We start from the raw sequence: 16,530 nt of genomic DNA, 5'->3' as shown, positions 1-16,530 counted from the left end.
GTGACGAAAAGTGACCGCGCCGTGAAGGCGCTTCGTCGGGTGTCGCGTCGTCTTCCCGCGATCGGTGTGTTGCTGCTGGCGGCGATTCTCGTCGTCGTTGCGATCATCCATCGCGGCATCGAGGTGACGGAGCTCGACGTGGACGACGGCGGCATCTGGGTGTCGAAGGGCTCGGACCTGTCACTGGGCCACTTGAACTACGACGCGCTGACCTTCGACGGCTTCGTGTCGACGCCGAGCGCGCAGGTCTCCCTGGGCCAGGATGGGCGCACGGTGACGATCGGCGATGAGACGACTCACTCCGTGTCTTCCGTCGACGTGGCGGGCATGAAGCTCGGCGGTGCGATCACGGTGCCGGAGGGCTCGCAGGTCGCGCAGGGCGCAACGACGCTCGCGGTCCTCGACGCGTCGGCCGGATACCTGTGGGTGGGGGACGCGAATCGTCCAGACGCCCTGAAGTACGACGACACGGAGGCCATCGCCGACGGCTTGGCCGGGGGCGTGGTGACGGTGTCGATGAAGGGCACTGTTTACGCCTACGCGCCGCAGTACGCGACGCTGACGACGGTGGCGCGCGCGGGGGCGACCTGGTCTGTGTCGAAGTCCACGCTTAGCGGTATTTCTGCTGGCGATGACCTGTCGATCACCGCGGTCGGCGACAAGCCCGTCATTTACGACGCGACGACCAATACACTCGTGCTGCCCTCGGGGCGCACGCGCGCGCTCAACGGGGACGGGATCGCCCCGGGCGCGTCCCTGCAGATGGCGGGTCCGGCCTCGTCCTCGGTGCTCCTGGCGACCGCCGATTCTCTCGTGAGCGTGCCGCTGGACGGCGGCGCCCCCACCGTGACGCCGGCGCAGGAGGGGTCGAGCATCGGCGGCGTCCCCGCGCCCCCGGCCTTCCACCAGGGCTGCCAGTACGGCGCGTGGGGCACCTCGGGTGCGGCGATCCGCGTGTGTGAGAGCGGCACCCAGCGTTATTCGAACGTCGAGAACCTGGCCACGTCGAAGCAGCCGGTCTTCCGCGTCAACCGCACCCGCATCGTCCTCAACGACGTCGATGCGGGCACCGTGTGGCTGCCCGACCGCGACATGATCATGGTCGACAACTGGGATCAGGACAACCCGGACGCCAACGAGGTCGAGTCGGACGAATCCAACCCCGACCTGCTCGAGCAGATCAGCGACCCGCAGCGCAACGAGAAGAACACGCCCCCCACGGCCGTCGACGACGACTTCGGCGTGCGCCCCGGAAAATCCACGCTCCTGCCCGTTTTGCAAAACGACTCCGATTCCGACGGTGACGTGCTCACCGCGGAGGCGACCTCGCAGCCTTCCTTCGGCTCCGTCGTCGTCACGCGCGGTGGGCGCGCCCTGCAGATCACGGGCGTCGGCGACGACGCGCAGGGGACGAGTTCCTTCACCTATTCCGCCTCCGACGGCCTGGCCTCGGCCACCGCGAACGTCTCCCTGCGGGTGCACCCGTGGAGCGAGAACGTCGGCCCCAAGCGCGTCCACGACGCCAACGTCAAGCTCGGCGCGGGCGCGCAGATTGAATACAACGTCCTGGCCGACTGGATCGACCCGGACGGCGACCAGATCTTCCTGGAGAGGGCCGAGGGCTCCGAGGGCCTGTCGGTTCAGTTCTCCGAGGACGGTACCCTGTCGATCCGCGACATCGGCGCCACCACGGGCGCCCACACGGTGTCCGTGTACGTGTCCGACGGCTGGCTGACCACCGAGGGTGAGCTGACCGTCCTCGTCCAGGAGCCCGGCAACATCGCGCCGATCGCGAACGCCGACTTCTACGTCGCGCGCGTGGGCGAACCCCTGGTGGTCGCGCCGCTGGCGAACGACACGGACCCCAACGGCGACGTTCTGACGCTCACGAAGGTCTCGACCGCACCCGCGTCGACGACGCTGGTGCCCGACCTGGAGCTGGGCGTCGTGACCTTCACGGGCTCGCAGGTGGGCTCCTACGAGTTCACCTACACCGTCAGCGACGGGCCCGAGGCCGTCGTCGGCGTCGTGCGCGTGGACGTCGTCTCCGGCGACGAGCACGCGGCTCCGGTCGCCGAGGACGATATCGCGATCCTGCCCAGCGGCGGCTCCGCCCTGGTCGCACCCCTGGCCAACGACACGGATCCCTCCGGCGGCGTCCTCGTCGTCCAGTCCATCGAGGTCGACTCTGACGCGGGCATCGAGGTGGCCCTCATCGACCGTCACCTCCTGCGCGTGACTGCGCCCGCCGGCCTCGACGACGTCGCGCGCTTCACCTACACGGTGTCCAACGGCTCGGGCGCCGCCACGGCCTCGGTGGCCGTCATTCCGACGCGCGCGAAGGATGATCGCGCCCCGCTCGAGCTGCAAGACGACTCGGCGAAGGTGCGCGTGGGTGACATCGCCTCCATCCAGGTCCTCGCGAACGACCGTTCGCCCTCCGGCCTGCAGATGAGCGTGTCCTCGTCCCTGGCGGGCACGGTCGACTCCGAGTACGGACATGCCTTCGTGACCGGTAACCTGGTGCGTTTCGAGGCCGGGCAGAAGACGGGCCGCGTCGACGTGACCTACACGGTGACCGACAGCGCCGGCAACACGGCCAGCGCGACGGCGACCTTCAACGTCATCGGCGCCGAGCAGGCGAATTCCGCGCCCCAGCCCAAGGCTCTGACGGCGTGGGCGGCCGCCGGCCAGACGACGCGCATCCCGGTGCCCCTCACCGGCATCGACCCGGACGGCGACTCCGTGACCCTGGTGGGCATCGACCAGCCCCCGACGATGGGCACGGCGACGCTGGGCACCGAGTGGATCGAGTACACGCCGAACTCGGATGCTTCCGGCACGGACGTGTTCACCTACACGGTCGAGGATCGCCTGGGCCGTCAGGCGAAGGCGCGCGTGCGCGTGGGCGTGGCACCGCCCTCGGAACTTAACCACAACCCGGTTGCGCTGCCCGACGTCATCCAGGCGCGCCCGTCGCGCACCATCGAGGTCAACGTCTTGTCGAACGACGTCGATCCCGACGGCGACACCCTGAAGCTGCGCGAGGGATCCCTGGAGTCCTCGAACAGCCAGGTGCAGGCCTCGGTCGTGTCGGCCACCTCCGTGTCGCTGACGACGCCCGCCGAGGAGAATCCTTTCGTCGTCACCTACGTGGTTGAGGACGGCCGCGGCGGATCCGCGACGGGTCAGTTGACGGTCAACGTTGCCGCGGACGCGCCGCTCATGGCGCCGATCGCGCGCGACGACCTCGTGTCGCTGTCCGACATGCCGCGTGATGGCGCCCCGGTCGAGGTCACCGTGCTCGCCAACGACGAGGATCCGGATGGCGCCCTGTCGGAGCTGACGATCTCCTCGAGCGCCGACGGCGTGAGCGTGGATAACACGACGCACAAGGTGACGGTGACACCGCAGACGGATCGCCGCCTCGTGGTCTACTCGATCACGGACCAGGACGGGCTGTCCTCCTCGGCGGTCGTGTCGGTGCCCGGCGCGGAACGCAAGGTGCCCGCGGTGAACCCCTCGCGCGTGCCGATCCGCCTGAAGGCGGGGGAGTCCAAGACCCTGTCCCTTGACGATTTCGTGATGGTCAAGCGTGACGCGCACGCCTACATTCGCGACGTGTCGACCGTGCGCGGGGGTGCCGGCCTGACGAACCTGACGGCCGACGAGACCTCCATTTCTTTCACCGTCGATTCGAGCTACGTGGGTAAGACCTTCGTGAACGTCGAGGTCTTCGACGGGCGCGAAGGAGACGATTCAGCGTCCTCGGCGTCGCTGACCCTGCCGATCCAGGTGGAGGCCACGCAGAACCACCCGCCGACGATCACGCCGACGGTGATCCGCGTCGCGTCGGGCGAAGAGACGTCCGTGAACCTGCCGCTGATGGTTTCCGACCCGGATACGCCCGACCCGTCGTCCTTCACCTACCGCGTGTCGGACATCCCCTCGGGTATCACGGTGCGTAATGAGTCGGAGACCCGCCTGGCGGTGAGCGCGGAGGCCGGTACGAGGCCGGGGCCCGCTGGCTCGCTGACGCTGAGCGTGGACGATGGCTCGGGCAGCCCGGTGAGCGCGAAGGTGCCGATCGAGGTCGTGGCCTCGACGCGCCCGCTCATCCAGACGTCGCTCGCGCAGATTGTCGCGGATGCGGGCAGCACCGTGAACGTGGATCTGACGCAGTACACGACGAACCCGTTCCCGGACACGCCGATCACGATTCAGCGGGCGACCGTTGAGGTCGGCGAGGGCACGGTGGACCCGCAGGGCACGGTCCTGGCGGTGAGCCCGCGCGCGGGCTTCCACGGGAACATGGTGATCGTCTATCGAGTGATCGATAAGACGTTGGATTCCTCGCGCGTGGTCGAGGGTCGCGTGTCGGTGACGGTGCGCGACCGCCCGGATCGCCCCGAGAACGTTCAGGTGACGCCCACGGGCGCGGGGCGCGCGAGCGTGTCCTTTACGCCCGGCGCGGATAACGGTGCGCGCATCACGCAGTACATGGTGACGAGCTCGCAGGGCGGGGGCGCGGTGTGTGAGCAGACGGTGTGTGAGGTGTCGGGTCTGACCAACGGCGCTCGGCACAAGTTCACCGTCGTTGCCCGCAACGCCGTCGGCGATTCCGACCCGTCGGAGCCCTCGGCGGATGTCCTGGTCGACGCGACGCCGGCCAAGATGGCCGTGCCGACCCTGTCGGCGGGCGACGGTCAGGTCACCGTGACGTGGGGCGCTCCGGACAACGAGGGGTCCCCGATCACGAAGTATGAGATCGCGGTCAACGGCGGCGATGGTTCCAGCAAGCAGACGACGGCGGACGCCTCCGCCACGTCGGCGACAATCGGCGACCTGGAGAACGGCGTCAACTACACGGTGTCGATCGTCGCCCGGAACGGCGCGGAGAAGCAGGCCGAGTGGTCCCTGCCGGCGAACGCGACCCCGCACGGCAAGCCGGATCCCGCCACTGGGATCACGCTGAAGCACGTGGGCTCGAGCGCCGATGGGTCGACGGGTTCCGTCGACGTCTCGTGGAAGCTTGGTCGTTCCGGCGGCACCAACTGGGGGACCACGACCGTGACTGTGGACGGGAAGCCGATACCGGTCGACGGCTCAACCACGTCCGTCCACGTCGACGGCGTCACGCCCGGCAACTCGGTGTCCGTGACCGTGGACCTGTCCAACGCCGAGGGCGACCATTCGTCCTCGAGTCAGACCTTCTCGCTGTCGACCGTGCCCATGCCGATCGGCGCGCCGACACTCGAGGGCACGGGCAGGCACGGCCAGCTGGTGGTCAGGAACCTGAACAAGGCGCCCGGTAATGGCTTCGCCGTCGGCGAGTTGAGCCTGCGCTACTCCTCGGATCCGAGCTCGTGTGTCGATGGTTCGGAGGCTCGCGACGGCATGATCATCGAGGGCAGCGGTATTGCTGCGCGCACCTACTACTTCTGCCAGGTGGGTCTGGCGACCTCGGGTGACACGGTTGCGTCGACTCCCGTGCGCGCCGATGGACAGCCCATCGCGCCCCCGACCCTGCAGGGAGTGACGATCTCGAAGGCCGGGCCCGGCGCGGTCCGCGTGAATGTGGCCGTCGCCGAGGCCTACCCGGCCATGACGGAGTTGACGGTGACGGTGGGTGGCCAGCAGGTCAACATGTTGGGCTCGCAATCCGTGGTGGTTAACAACCTCCCCGAGGGCGCGCAGGTGAGCGCCCACGTGGTTGCCAAGAATTCGCAGGGCGAGGCCTCGGCGGACTCCAACGGCATCACCACCGAGCTGGGCGTGTCCACCAAGTGGGTCGAGAACTGCAGCCCGGGCGTCGCCGGGCAGGTCCCCGGCCAGGTGTGCCACACCTTCAACCTGGTGGCCCCCGGCTTCACGCCGAACGCGTCCGTCGAGCACGTGTGCCGCGTCTCCTCCGACGTCGATCCCGGCCGCATCTATCTGGTGAAGGTGGGCGGCCCCGAGGTCGAGTCCGGTGTTCCGACGCGGGCCGGCTCTCAGGCCGAGCTGAACGGGGCGGTGCGAGTGGAAAGCTGCGAGCCGGGCCGGTAACGGCCGGGGCGTGAGAGGAACCGATCTGATGGGAGGAACGCCATGAAGCGTGTGAAGGCCGACATCGGCCTGACGGAACGACCGCGCGTCCTGCGGGCCGTCGCCTCGGCGCGTACCGCACTGGATCGTCGTCTCCGCGCGATCCCGGGAATGCGCTACGTGCTGGCCGCGTGCGGCATCGTCACCCCCTTCGGGTGGCTGGTGATCGCCTCGGCGATCGCGGGACTGGTGGTCGCGGGAGTCGTGGGATGGGCCGAGGCCTTCGCGCTGGCCATCGCGTGCGTGGCCCTGCTGGTCATCGCGATCGTGCTCGTCGCCGCCCCCTCGCCCTACCGCGTGTCGCTGCGCCTGCCCCAGGAGAGGGTGACGGCCGGCCAGACGGCTCTGGGCGAGATCCGCGTCGTCAACGACACCTCCCGCCGCGGCGGCTCCGAGGTCATCGAGCTGCCCATCGGCGCCGGCGTCGCCGAGTTCGTCATCCCGGGCGTACCCTCTCACCGGACGTGGGACGAGTTCTTCTCCGTCGTGACCCGCCGCCGCGGCGTCATCGAGATCGGCCCGGCCCGCACCGTGCGCTCTGACGGCCTGGGCCTGCTGCGCCGCGTGCGTTCCTGGGATAACCCGGTGACCCTCTACGTCCATCCGCGCACGGTGCGTGTGCCTTTCGACGCGACCGGCTTCCAGGTCGACGTCGAGGGCGTGGTGACGGCGAAGCTGTCCAGCTCCGACGTGTCCTTCCACGCGCTGCGCGACTACGAGCCGGGCGACGATCGACGCGCCGTGCACTGGCAGTCCACGGCCCGCCTCGGCAAGCTCATCGTGCGCCAGTACGAGGAGACGCACCGCTCCCACCACCTGATCGTGCTCGACACGGCGCGCTCCTCCTGGGATCGTGACGCCTTCGAGGACGGGGTGTCGGTGGCCGCTTCCCTCGCCCTGGCGGGGATTTCCGCCTCGCGCACGGTGTCTTTTGCCGCGGGCAAGCGGTGGATTCCGGCGACCGGGGCGGTCAGCATGCTCGACTCCCTGGCCTCACTGACGTACTCCGGGCGTTCGAACATCACGGCGCTCGTGCGCCGCGCCTTCGCCTCGTGCCCGTCGGCCTCCTACGTCAGCGTCATCGCGTCCCCCGCGGTCACGGACGAGGAGGCCGCGCACCTCGCGCAGGTCACTCCCCGCGATGTGACTGTGCAGATCCTGCGCATTAACCCGAAGCAGCGCGCGCGTCGGCGGAGCCTGGAGGGCGGCGTGCTTTTCGACTGTCCGTCGCTGCGCGAGCTGGCGCACTTGGTGGGTGATATCCGGTGACTGTTGATGCTCTTGGTCGCGCCAGGCCCCGCCTGCCGCTCCTGTCCTTCTTCGCGTTGGCCGCGCTCTTCGTGGGGCCGGTCCTCACGCACGAGGCCGTCTTCGGGTCGTCCGTCGGCCTGATCGCCGCCGGTTCAGGCGTCGCGGTCGGCCTGCTCATCGCGGCTGCCTCGACGCGCTGGTCGTGGGACACGCTCTCGACCCTCGCGGCGCTGCTCGTCGCCTACTTCCTGCTGGGCGGCCCGATCGCCCTGCCGTCGACCGTGCGCTGGGGCGTCGTGCCCACGACGGACACGCTGCTGACCCTCGTGCGCGGCTCGGTGAGCTCGTGGAAGGACCTCCTGACGCTGACGCCGCCGGCGGCCTCCTACGTGGGCCCCGCGCTGGTCCCGTGGATCACGGGCCTGCTGTGCGCGCTGATCTCCGGCCTCGTCTCGGTGCGGTGGGGGCGTCCGCTCCTGGGCATCATCCCCGTCGCCGCGATGGGCGTCGTGGGCCTGGCTTTCGGCCTGTCCGGGGTCGTGCCGCCCGTGTGGCCGTTCATGGTGTGGTTCGCGGGCGCGTTCCTGTGGCTCGCGTGGGCTTCTTCCCACCAGCGCCTGTCGCTGGGCTTGGACGTGTCCGTCAATCGACGAGGCCGTGGCGGGGCGAGCGCTGCGACGGCCTCGACGCGCGGTCCCTCCCGTCAGGCGGTGTTCCGTTCCCGGCGGCTGTTGGCCTCGTCCCTGATGATCGCGCTGGCGGTGGGCGTGGCCCTGCCGACGACGGCCTCGTGGGGGCCGGTGGGCCGACGGATCGTGGCCCGCGAGAAGGTGGAGCCGCCGTTTAACGTGCGTCAGTACCCGTCGCCGCTGTCGGCGTTCCGCCATTACAAGAAGGACCTGGCGGAGCAGACGGTCATGACGGTGCGTGGGCTGCCGGCGCGCACGCGCGTGCGCTTGGCGGCGTTGGACGTGTACGACGGGACGACCTTTACGATGAGCGCCCCGAAGAGCCAGGTTTCCACCTCGGTCGCGGCCCAGTCGGATGGGCAGGCGTCGACGGTGAGCGTGCGTAACGGCTACGTGTCGGTTGGCTCGACGATTCCGCGTACTCGGTCGCAGGGCACCGACGGCTCGTTCACGGCGACGATCGAGACCTCGGGCATTGTGGGCCCGTGGGTGCCGGTGGCCGGTGACGTCCGCTCGGTGACCTTCGGCGGGGAGAACGCTCGCGCACAGCAGGAGGGCCTGCGCTTTGACATGTGGGCGGATGCGGCGCTGACGACGGGCCTGCCCGCACAGCCGCAGACGGTGACGATCAGCGCGGACTCGATCGTGACGCCGACGGATTCGCAGTTCGCGGGCGCGACGCCGGTGAAGTTCCATTCGGATACGGACGAGCCCTACCCGAGCGGCCTCGACACGTTCATGGCGAGCATTGTGGGCTCCGCGTCCTCGCCGATTGAGAAGGCGCGCGCGATCGAGCAGTACCTGCACAATGAGGGTTACTACTTGACGGAGAACACGGATCAGTCGCGCCCGGGTCATCACCTCAATCGACTGTCCGCGATGGTGTCGGATAGCGGCCAACTGATCGGCGACGACGAGCAGTATGCGGCCCTGATGGCGCTCATGCTGCACCAGCTGGGCTGGAACGCGCGCGTCGTGATCGGCGCGTACCCGTCGGGCGAGTCGGCGGACGCGAGCACGCTTGTGGGCACCGACATGCACGTGTGGGTTGAGATGGAGTTTGAGGGCATCGGCTGGGCCGTGTTCGATCCGACGCCGGATAAGGACCGGGTGCCGCAGGACAATTCGGAAAAGAAGAAGAATTCGCCGCGTCCCCAGGTGCTTCAGCCGCCGGAGCCGCCCGAGGAGCCCGTGGAGTTGCCGCCGGTGAACCGCGACCAGGACGTGGCCGCGAAGGAACCGCCGGGGGCGGGCATCCCGTGGCTGCTGATCGGCACCGTGTCCGGTTCGCTGCTCCTGCTGCTGGCGCCGTTCGCGCTGATTGCTGCGCTCAAGGCCAGGCGGACTCGCGTGCGCCGCAAGGCCTCGCCTGGCGTGGCCCTGGTGGGTTCGTGGGACGAGGTGGTGGACATGGCGATTGACGCGGGCGTGCGCGTGCGCGCCGACCAGACCCGCCAGGAGGCGGCGTGGGCGCTGGCGTCGTTCTGGAAGCTGCGCGAGGGCCAGGAAGAGGGAGCCGAGGCGCAGCGCGTGGCGTCCCAGGCCTCGACGTCGGCGCTGATCCCGGGGTGGACGCTGTTCCGTGAGCGCGTGCCGATGACCGTGGCGATCGCTCGCCGCGCGGACGTCGCTGATTTCGCGGCGGCGACGGGCGGCCAGAAGGAAGCGGAGTCCGCGTGGTCGGACGTCGATCAGCTCAAGCGGTCCCTGGCGTCTTCTGCGAGCCTGTGGGTGCGCCTGCGGCGTCGCTTCTCGCTGCGTTCGCTGCTGCGCACGTGGAGGCGCCCGCCGGCGGCCGGGAAGGAGTCGGTACGAGGCGTGGGTTCCTTGCTGGAGGACGGCGAGGATGCGGATGGTCCGCTGGAGAATCCGTCGAGCGGGAGGAGTAGGCCGTGACGCGTGGAGCGGTTGTGGGCACCGGCCCGCACATTGAGGGTTTCCGGTGGATTCGTGCCCTCGGGTCGGGCGGATTCGCGGACGTGCACCTGTACCATCAGCAGGTTCCGTCGCGTGACGTCGCGATCAAGGTTGCTCGCCCGAATGTGGAGGGCTGCAACGAGGCGATCAGGTACGAGGCCGACGCGATGGCTCGCGTGTCGAGCCACCCGGCCATCGTCAACCTGTACGGCGTGGGGTCGCTGCCCGACGGCCGCCAGTTCCTCATCATGGAGTACTGCCCGGTCGCGAATATCGCGGATCAGGTGCGGGCTCGCCCGATGGATCTGGCGTCGGCGTTGGACATGATGATCCGCATTTCGTCGGGCGTGGAGATGCTGCACCGGTCGGGCTACGTGCATCGGGACATTAAGCCCGGCAACATCATGCTGGACTCGTACAAGGCGCCGGTGTTGACGGATTTCGGCGTGAGTGCGCGCATTGGCGAGGGCGCGGGCGGCAGCGTCGACGGTTTTTCGGTGCTGTGGGCGCCGCCCGAGCAGCACGATGGGAACTCGGTCGCGGAGCCGTCCCAGGACGTGTGGGCGTTGGCGTCGTCGCTGTGGACGCTGCTGGTGGGCCGCAGCCCCTTCGAGGATCCGATTGGGGATAACACGACGGTTGCGGTCGCGATGCGGGTGCGTTCAGGGCGCCTGCGCGGGGTTGCGCGCGCGGACGTGCCCGAGGAGCTCGACGAGGTGCTGCGCGCGGCGATGAGCGTGGATCCGACGCGCAGGACCCGCTCCGCCCTGGCGTTTGCTCAGTCGCTCCAGGGTATTCAGCGCCTGGCGGGGCTTCCCGTGACTCCGATTGAGGTGCGCGATGCGCCGCACATGCCTCGGCCCTCGGTGCCGGGACCGGCGTCCCCGGCTGGCTTCCCGGTTCCGGTGCCCTCCCAGGGGGAGGGGACGAGGCCTCGGGGGGCGTCGGCCGCGCAGGACGCGACGATCCGCTCGGGTGTGGGTTTTGATTTTTCGGAGTCCGGCGTCGTGCCGATCGCGGACTCGTGGCATCATCCGCGCAACCTGTCGACGGGCCGCGCGGCGGAGACGTCCTTCGACGACGAGGAGGAGCGTGTCGTCCGGCGTCTGCCCGTTCCCGCGATCATTGCCCTCGTGCTGGTGGGCGCGGTCGTGGTGGCGGGCCTCGTCGTCGCGATGCTGACGGGCGGCGGGCACTCGGTGCGTATCGACCCTACGGAAGCGCCGACAGCGAGCCAGGAGGATCCGAGTAAGCTCACGGTGCCTCCGGCGGCTCCCACGGGCCTGAGCGGCCGTGTGGAGGGCGATTCGATCGTGTGGACGTGGACGGCGCCCGCCGATTCGAACTACACGAGCGACCAGCTGATGTTCCAGTACCGCCTGGAGCGCCCGGGTGAGGCGCCGCTGGGCGCGTCGAGCCCGGTCGCGTCCGTGACGCTGCCCGCGACGCGCGGCGGCGACAATTGTTTGACGGTGCGCACGGTCGTGGCGTCATCGGGCTTGCAGTCCCAGTCGATCAACGCCTGCGTGGCGGTGAATTGAGCGCTTAGCGGCCGCGGCCCGGCTTGCGCAGCCAGGAGACGACGACGAGGCAGCCGAGGAACGTGACGCACGCGAAGGCGATGCCTGCGATGGTCAGGTCGGCGCGGGTGCGGGCTTCGGCGCCGGAGGAGCGTTCGGTGACGGGCAGGATGGGGGGAGTGTCGTTTCCGCTGGTGCCCGTCATGGGATTGATGGGGCCGTCGACGTGGGCGTTTGCGGCGATGGTGACGGCCGCGTAGGGGTTGATCATGCCCCAGCCGATGGCGGTGGTCGATGCGATGGGGTTGGCACGGCGTGCGGTGGCTTCGAGGCGCCACTTCCACATGGCCGGTGTCTCGTCGGGGTGCGCGGAGGCGACCAGCGCGGCGGCGCCCGCCGCGTAGGCGCTCGCGAAGGAGGAGCTGCCGGTGGTCTCGTTGTTGGCTTCGCCGGTCAGGCAGTCGCCGCCCGCGACGGCCGTGGTGAGCGCGGCGATGGAGGGCGCGGCGATGTCGACGTGGACGCCGGAGACTTGGCCGCCGTCGGGTACTCCGGCCGTGGCGCTGGTGACGGCGAGGACGGCGGGGATCGCGGCCGGGTAGCGCGGGACGGTGTCTTCGCCGTACTGCTGGACGATCTGGGAGTCGGCGTTGCCCGCCGATGCGACGACCAGGGAGCCGGCCGCGGTGGCGGCTGCGACGGCGGCGTCGAGGCGGGAGTCCGGGGTGGGCTGGGACTGCGGGACGACGATGATCTGGGCGCCTTGCGCGGCGGCCCATTCGATGCCCTGGGCGGTCTTGCCCGCGTCGAGGCCGGTTGGCCCCTGCTGGGGGTCCTCGTTGAAGGTGTCGTAGACGCGCACGGGCAGCAGGGCGACGCGCGGGGCGACGCCTTCGAGTGCGGATTGTTCGGGGAGCAGGCGCGAGGCGATGATGCCGGCGACCTGGGTGCCGTGACCGTAGGTGTCGGTGCGCCCGTCGCCGCCATTGACGAGGTCGAGGCCGGGCAGGACGACTGAACCGGAGGGGAAACGGGCCGAATCTGCGCCGCCGTCGGTGGCGGGGTTGACGGGGGTGAAGTGTTTGCTGGTGGGGCTGATGCCGGAGTCGACGATGGCGACGGTGACGTGTTCGCCCTTGGTGATGTCCCAGACGCGCTCGAGGTCGATGCGTTTGTCGGCGCTCTGCGGGTAGGAGCTGATGAATTCGGTGCTGGACAGGCAGCCGCCGGAGTTCTTGCCGGCCGTGGCCGTGGCCGTGGCCGTGGGCGTGGCCGTGGGGGTAGGAATGGGGGTCGGCGTGTCGGCGTGGCTGGGCACGGCGGCGCTGACGGAGAGGCAGGCGCCGACGAGCAGGCAGGCGCCCGCGCGGAGGGCGTGACGGGCGCCGGTGGTGCGCGCGAGCGTCATGACTTGCCTCCGCTGGCGACCTCCCGGCGCGCGGCTCGGTTCGACAGCTCGACGCCGCTGGGGATCAGTTCGAGCCACTGTTCGGGCACGGTCTGGACGTAGTCGGTGCCCCAGCCGAGGCGCTGGAGGGTGTCCTTCTGGTCGTCGCCGAGGGAGTGGCGCAGGCCGAGGTCGGATACGAAGGTCAGGGGCGTCTCCGTTTGGCCGTTGGTGGATCCTTGGGCGAGGGTGCCGTAGCCGGATTTGACCAGGGCGGAGCCCGCCGAGTACGAGGCTGGGGTGGCGGCCGTCGGGTCGAGGTTCCAGGTGGAGCGGCGCGCGCCTTCCTGGGACATGAAGGTCAGCGTGGCGTGGGCGGTGGTGGAGCTCTGTTGTGTGGTGACGGCGCCGGAGGAGTCGGACTTGCCCTGTTCGAGGGTGGCGCAGGGGACCTGGTCGCGCACGCGCACGACCTTGGGGTTGTCGTCGTCGGAGCCGGAGGTGGTGGAGTCGGAGTCGAAGGGGTAGAGGCCTTCGAGGGCCGCCCACTCCTTGGGGAAGGGCGAGGGCTCGACGTCGGTTTTCGCGATGGTGAAGGCCTGTGCGAAGGCGCCGGGCTGGATCGTCAGAGCGGTTTCGATGGTTCCGTTGGGGGCGAGGGGGCTGCCTTCGTAGAGTGCGGCGGCGAGGGGGGACAGCGGGTAGGCGTGGCCGGTGCTGACGAGCACGTAGTACGTGGTCGAGCCGGTGTCTTTGACCGCGATGATGCTGCCCTGGCGCAGGGAGTTGTTGTTCTGCGGGTAGGAATCCATGGGGCCGCCGGGATTCTCGACTGTCCAGGTGGCCAGGTCGGGTCCGTCGTCGAAGAGGGAGATCCAGTTCGGGTTGACGGAGATGGGGGAGGAGCCCAGGCGCAGGCGGGCGACGGTTTCTCCCGCGGCGGCGGGGATGCGGAACTTGGAGGAGCCGGAGACGATGTAGGAGTCGGTGCCTCCGACGGGGGCGACGTAGGCGCTGCGGGCGGCGCGCAGGCCGTTGCTCTTGAGCAGCGAGGAGTTGCCGATCCACGTGAAGGTGCGTTCGGCGATGGCGCAGCTCGTCCAGTCGGCGGTCATGTGGTTCTTGTCGGAGGGGACGTCCTCGGGCGCGTCGGCGATGCCCAGGGCTTGGCCTTGGCTGTACTTCGCCAGGTCGGTGTCGGAGATCTTCATGGTGCCTGTGGAGGAGTCGCCGAGGAGGCGCGCCGAGGTCCGGTTGGAGATCGGGTGCCACTGTCCGTCTTGGAGGTAGTAGCGGGCACCGGAGCTGGAGACGACGGCGAGGCCGGCGGATTGCTTGTTGTCGGCGCCGGGGTAGAGGAAGCGCAGGCCGACGCTCACGAGGAGCATGACGACGGCCAGGGCGGCTCCGATGACGAAAGGACGCGTCGGGGCCTGGGGTTCGACTTCTTTTCCTTCGGGCGAGCCTGCGACGAAGGAGGTGATCAGGCGTCGGCGGTTGTAGCGCTGGGCCTCGAGAATGTCCTTATTGGATGCCATTTACATTCCCCACATGTACAGAGCGAAGGGCGGCACGGCGATGATGACGAGCGTGCTGATCGTGTCGGCGGTGCGCGAGAGCCAGGGGCGGGTCTTCGGGGTGACGACGTTGGTGGCCAGCACGAGGAGGCTGCCTGTCAGGGAGGTGACGAGCACGAGGAGCAGCGAGGAGGCCGACTGGAGGGCGGCGGCGTAGGCGGCCCACGCGAGGACGGCCATGCCGGAGAGGACTCCGATGAGGACCTCGACGCGCGAGCGGATGGAGCGGGTGGAGAGCATGAGGGCTGCCCCGATCAGGGCGGACAGTGCGATGCCCTGGGAGGTGGAGCACAGGATGGGCGTGAGGATGACCAGCGCGAGGCAGGTGCCGAGTCGGATGGACACGGACATGGACACGCCCATGGAGACGGACTTGTCGATCTGCCGAGGGTCAATCTGGGCGGCAGCTGAGGGGCCGGTGACGCGCACGGGCGTCGAGGCCATGGCGAGCCACGGGATACTCAGGCAGGCGAGCAGGAGGAGCGCGGCGAGGAGGGCGGAGATACGTTCGGGTTGAATGCCGAGGGTGCCGGACAGGAGGCCGAAGAGGCCGAGGGACACGCCGATGATGGCGGGTGTGAGGCCGCTGGCGCGCAGTCGGCCGGGCAGGACGAGGGAGCTGAGCGCCCCGACCGTGAGGGCGACGCCTGCGGCGAGTGCGCCGTAGGCGGTCCATGGGCCGGCGGGTAGTGCGCCGGCGATTGAGCAGGCGAGGAGGACGGGCGCGCAGTTCGCGAGCACCGCGACGGCGGGCTTGTCGAGCCTGCGTGCGACGACGGCGGCGGTGCCGGTCAGGAGGAGCGCGCCGACCGCGCCGATGATGGGGTAGGCGATGGTGCGGATCTCGTTCAGTGAGGACACGACGCCGGAGAGTGAGGAGCCTTGGGATGCGCCGGATAGGAGCAGGACGCCGGCGAGGCCGACGAAGAGCGCGGAAGCATAGGCGGAGAGCTGGAGGGAGTCAAGGGGTGTCCACGGGTCGACCGTGTTCTCGACGGCACTTCCCACGGCCTCGACCAAGTCGTCGAAGCGTTGATCGTCGCGTCCCTGGCCGGCGCGCTCAAGAGTGAGGGAGGCGCCCGCGCGTACACCTTGGTCGCGCAGGCACAGGGACTGGTCGAGGACCTGTCCCGAAGAGGTTGACACCGTGAAGCCGGCGGATGCGCCGTAGACGTCCATGCGCCCGATGCTGCGCAGAATCGTGGGGATCAGCTCCGCCAGCGGAGACAGCTGTGGGACTGACAGGTCGACCGTTTGATCGTCGTAGGTGACCGTCAGTGGAGTGAGTGCAGTAGCGGTCTGCGTGCTCTGAACCATTGTCTCCTCCGGGTTGGGATGTTCATAGTCTGCCTGTTTGTGTTCGGCGGGGCAAACTGTCGGGCTCCTGGGACTTGGTAGAAGTTTGATGAGATTGTGTGGCGAAGGGTTAGACTTTTGGTGGGTTGTGTGGTTAGACTGGCGTTGCAAGTAGGGCGTTCCCGTTGTGGGGGCGTTCTCCCATCGATGATCTGGGAGGAAATATGACCGATCAGAAGGCTCTAGAGGGTGCGCTGCTTAAGGGCGCGCAGACTATTGAGGACGCGCAGGGGCAGATTCAGTCTGAGCTGAGCTCGCTGCAGTCGAAGCTGGCTGGCATTGGCTCTGCATGGCAGGGTGAGGCTGCGTCGGCGTTCCAGAAGGTGATGTCTCAGTGGGATGCTGAGGCTCGTAAGGTGACTGAGGCGCTCACGGAGCTGCATGCTGCGATGCGTTCGGCGGATGCGAAGTCTAAGGCGAACGAAGACGAGCAGGCCGCTGTGATGAACAAGTTCCAGTCGATGCTTGGCTGATTGAGAGTAGGGAAGGTTTTTTATCATGGCTGATATTCTGTACAACTACGGTCAGATTGAGCAGGCTGTTGCTGATATGGGTGCGGGTGTGAACTCGCTCAATGGCAAGCTTGAGGATATGGATTCGCAGCTGCGTCAGCTGCAGTCGTCCTGGGATGGTCAGGCGAAGCAGGCGTATGAGGTGTCTAAGGCGAAGTGGACTGATGGCATGAACGGGATCGTGGAGATCCTGCAGAGTGTGTCGGCTGCTGTGTCTGAGGCTCGTCAGTCTGC

9 protein-coding genes are annotated in these 16,530 nt (G+C 68.8%); 6 read left to right on the top strand and 3 right to left on the bottom strand.

The features are described 5' to 3' along the window. From HMPREF1138_RS08155 to HMPREF1138_RS08140, 4 genes are read left to right on the top strand one after another with little or no spacing between them, the layout of a single operon-like run. Positions 1-6,048, top strand: a complete 6,048-nt coding sequence (locus HMPREF1138_RS08155) for an Ig-like domain-containing protein (protein ID WP_238318629.1) — start codon at positions 1-3, stop codon at positions 6,046-6,048. A 42-nt stretch (positions 6,049-6,090) separates the two neighbouring features. Further along, positions 6,091-7,356 carry a DUF58 domain-containing protein gene (locus tag HMPREF1138_RS08150; protein ID WP_009058590.1) on the top strand — a complete coding sequence of 422 codons (1,266 nt, stop codon included), beginning with the start codon at positions 6,091-6,093 and terminating at the stop codon, positions 7,354-7,356. Beyond that, positions 7,353-9,923, top strand: coding sequence for a transglutaminase domain-containing protein (locus HMPREF1138_RS08145; protein WP_009058574.1), 2,571 nt, complete (start codon positions 7,353-7,355; stop codon positions 9,921-9,923). Before HMPREF1138_RS08150 ends, HMPREF1138_RS08145 begins: the two co-directional genes overlap by 4 nt. Next, on the top strand, positions 9,920-11,485 hold the full coding sequence (locus HMPREF1138_RS08140; protein ID WP_009058582.1) for a serine/threonine-protein kinase: 1,566 nt from the start codon (positions 9,920-9,922) through the stop codon (positions 11,483-11,485). Before HMPREF1138_RS08145 ends, HMPREF1138_RS08140 begins: the two co-directional genes overlap by 4 nt. Positions 11,486-11,489: 4 nt before the next feature. Here HMPREF1138_RS08140 and HMPREF1138_RS08135 read toward each other — a convergent pair whose 3' ends face one another. Genes HMPREF1138_RS08135 through HMPREF1138_RS08125 form a run of 3 tightly spaced genes read right to left on the bottom strand, consistent with a single transcriptional unit; the run spans position 11,490 to position 15,745 of the window. Further along, on the bottom strand, positions 11,490-12,872 hold the full coding sequence (locus HMPREF1138_RS08135; protein ID WP_009058595.1) for a S8 family serine peptidase: 1,383 nt from the start codon (positions 12,870-12,872) through the stop codon (positions 11,490-11,492). After that, positions 12,869-14,389: a type VII secretion protein EccB gene (locus tag HMPREF1138_RS08130; RefSeq protein ID WP_009058599.1), complete on the bottom strand. Its 1,521-nt coding sequence runs from the start codon at positions 14,387-14,389 to the stop codon at positions 12,869-12,871. Before HMPREF1138_RS08130 ends, HMPREF1138_RS08135 begins: the two co-directional genes overlap by 4 nt. Next, entirely contained in the window at positions 14,390-15,745 is a 1,356-nt protein-coding gene (locus HMPREF1138_RS08125) for an EsaB/YukD family protein (RefSeq protein WP_009058586.1), read from the bottom strand. A 203-nt stretch (positions 15,746-15,948) separates the two neighbouring features. Here HMPREF1138_RS08125 and HMPREF1138_RS08120 point away from each other — a divergent pair, with 203 nt between their 5' ends. Both HMPREF1138_RS08120 and HMPREF1138_RS08115 read left to right on the top strand, forming a co-directional pair. Next, the gene (locus tag HMPREF1138_RS08120; RefSeq protein WP_039936799.1) at positions 15,949-16,257 is read left to right on the top strand and encodes a WXG100 family type VII secretion target; all 309 of its coding nucleotides are present in this window, start codon (positions 15,949-15,951) and stop codon (positions 16,255-16,257) included. Positions 16,258-16,282: 25 nt separating this feature from the next. After that, on the top strand, positions 16,283-16,530 hold a 248-nt coding region (locus HMPREF1138_RS08115), incomplete at its 3' end, for a WXG100 family type VII secretion target (protein ID WP_009058580.1).

Origin of the sequence: Actinomyces sp. ICM58 (genome assembly GCF_000283035.1) — a bacterium.
Taxonomy (GTDB): domain Bacteria; phylum Actinomycetota; class Actinomycetes; order Actinomycetales; family Actinomycetaceae; genus Pauljensenia.
The sequence above is the reverse complement of the archived record's forward strand: the minus strand, read 5'-3'. Positions and strand labels throughout refer to the sequence as shown.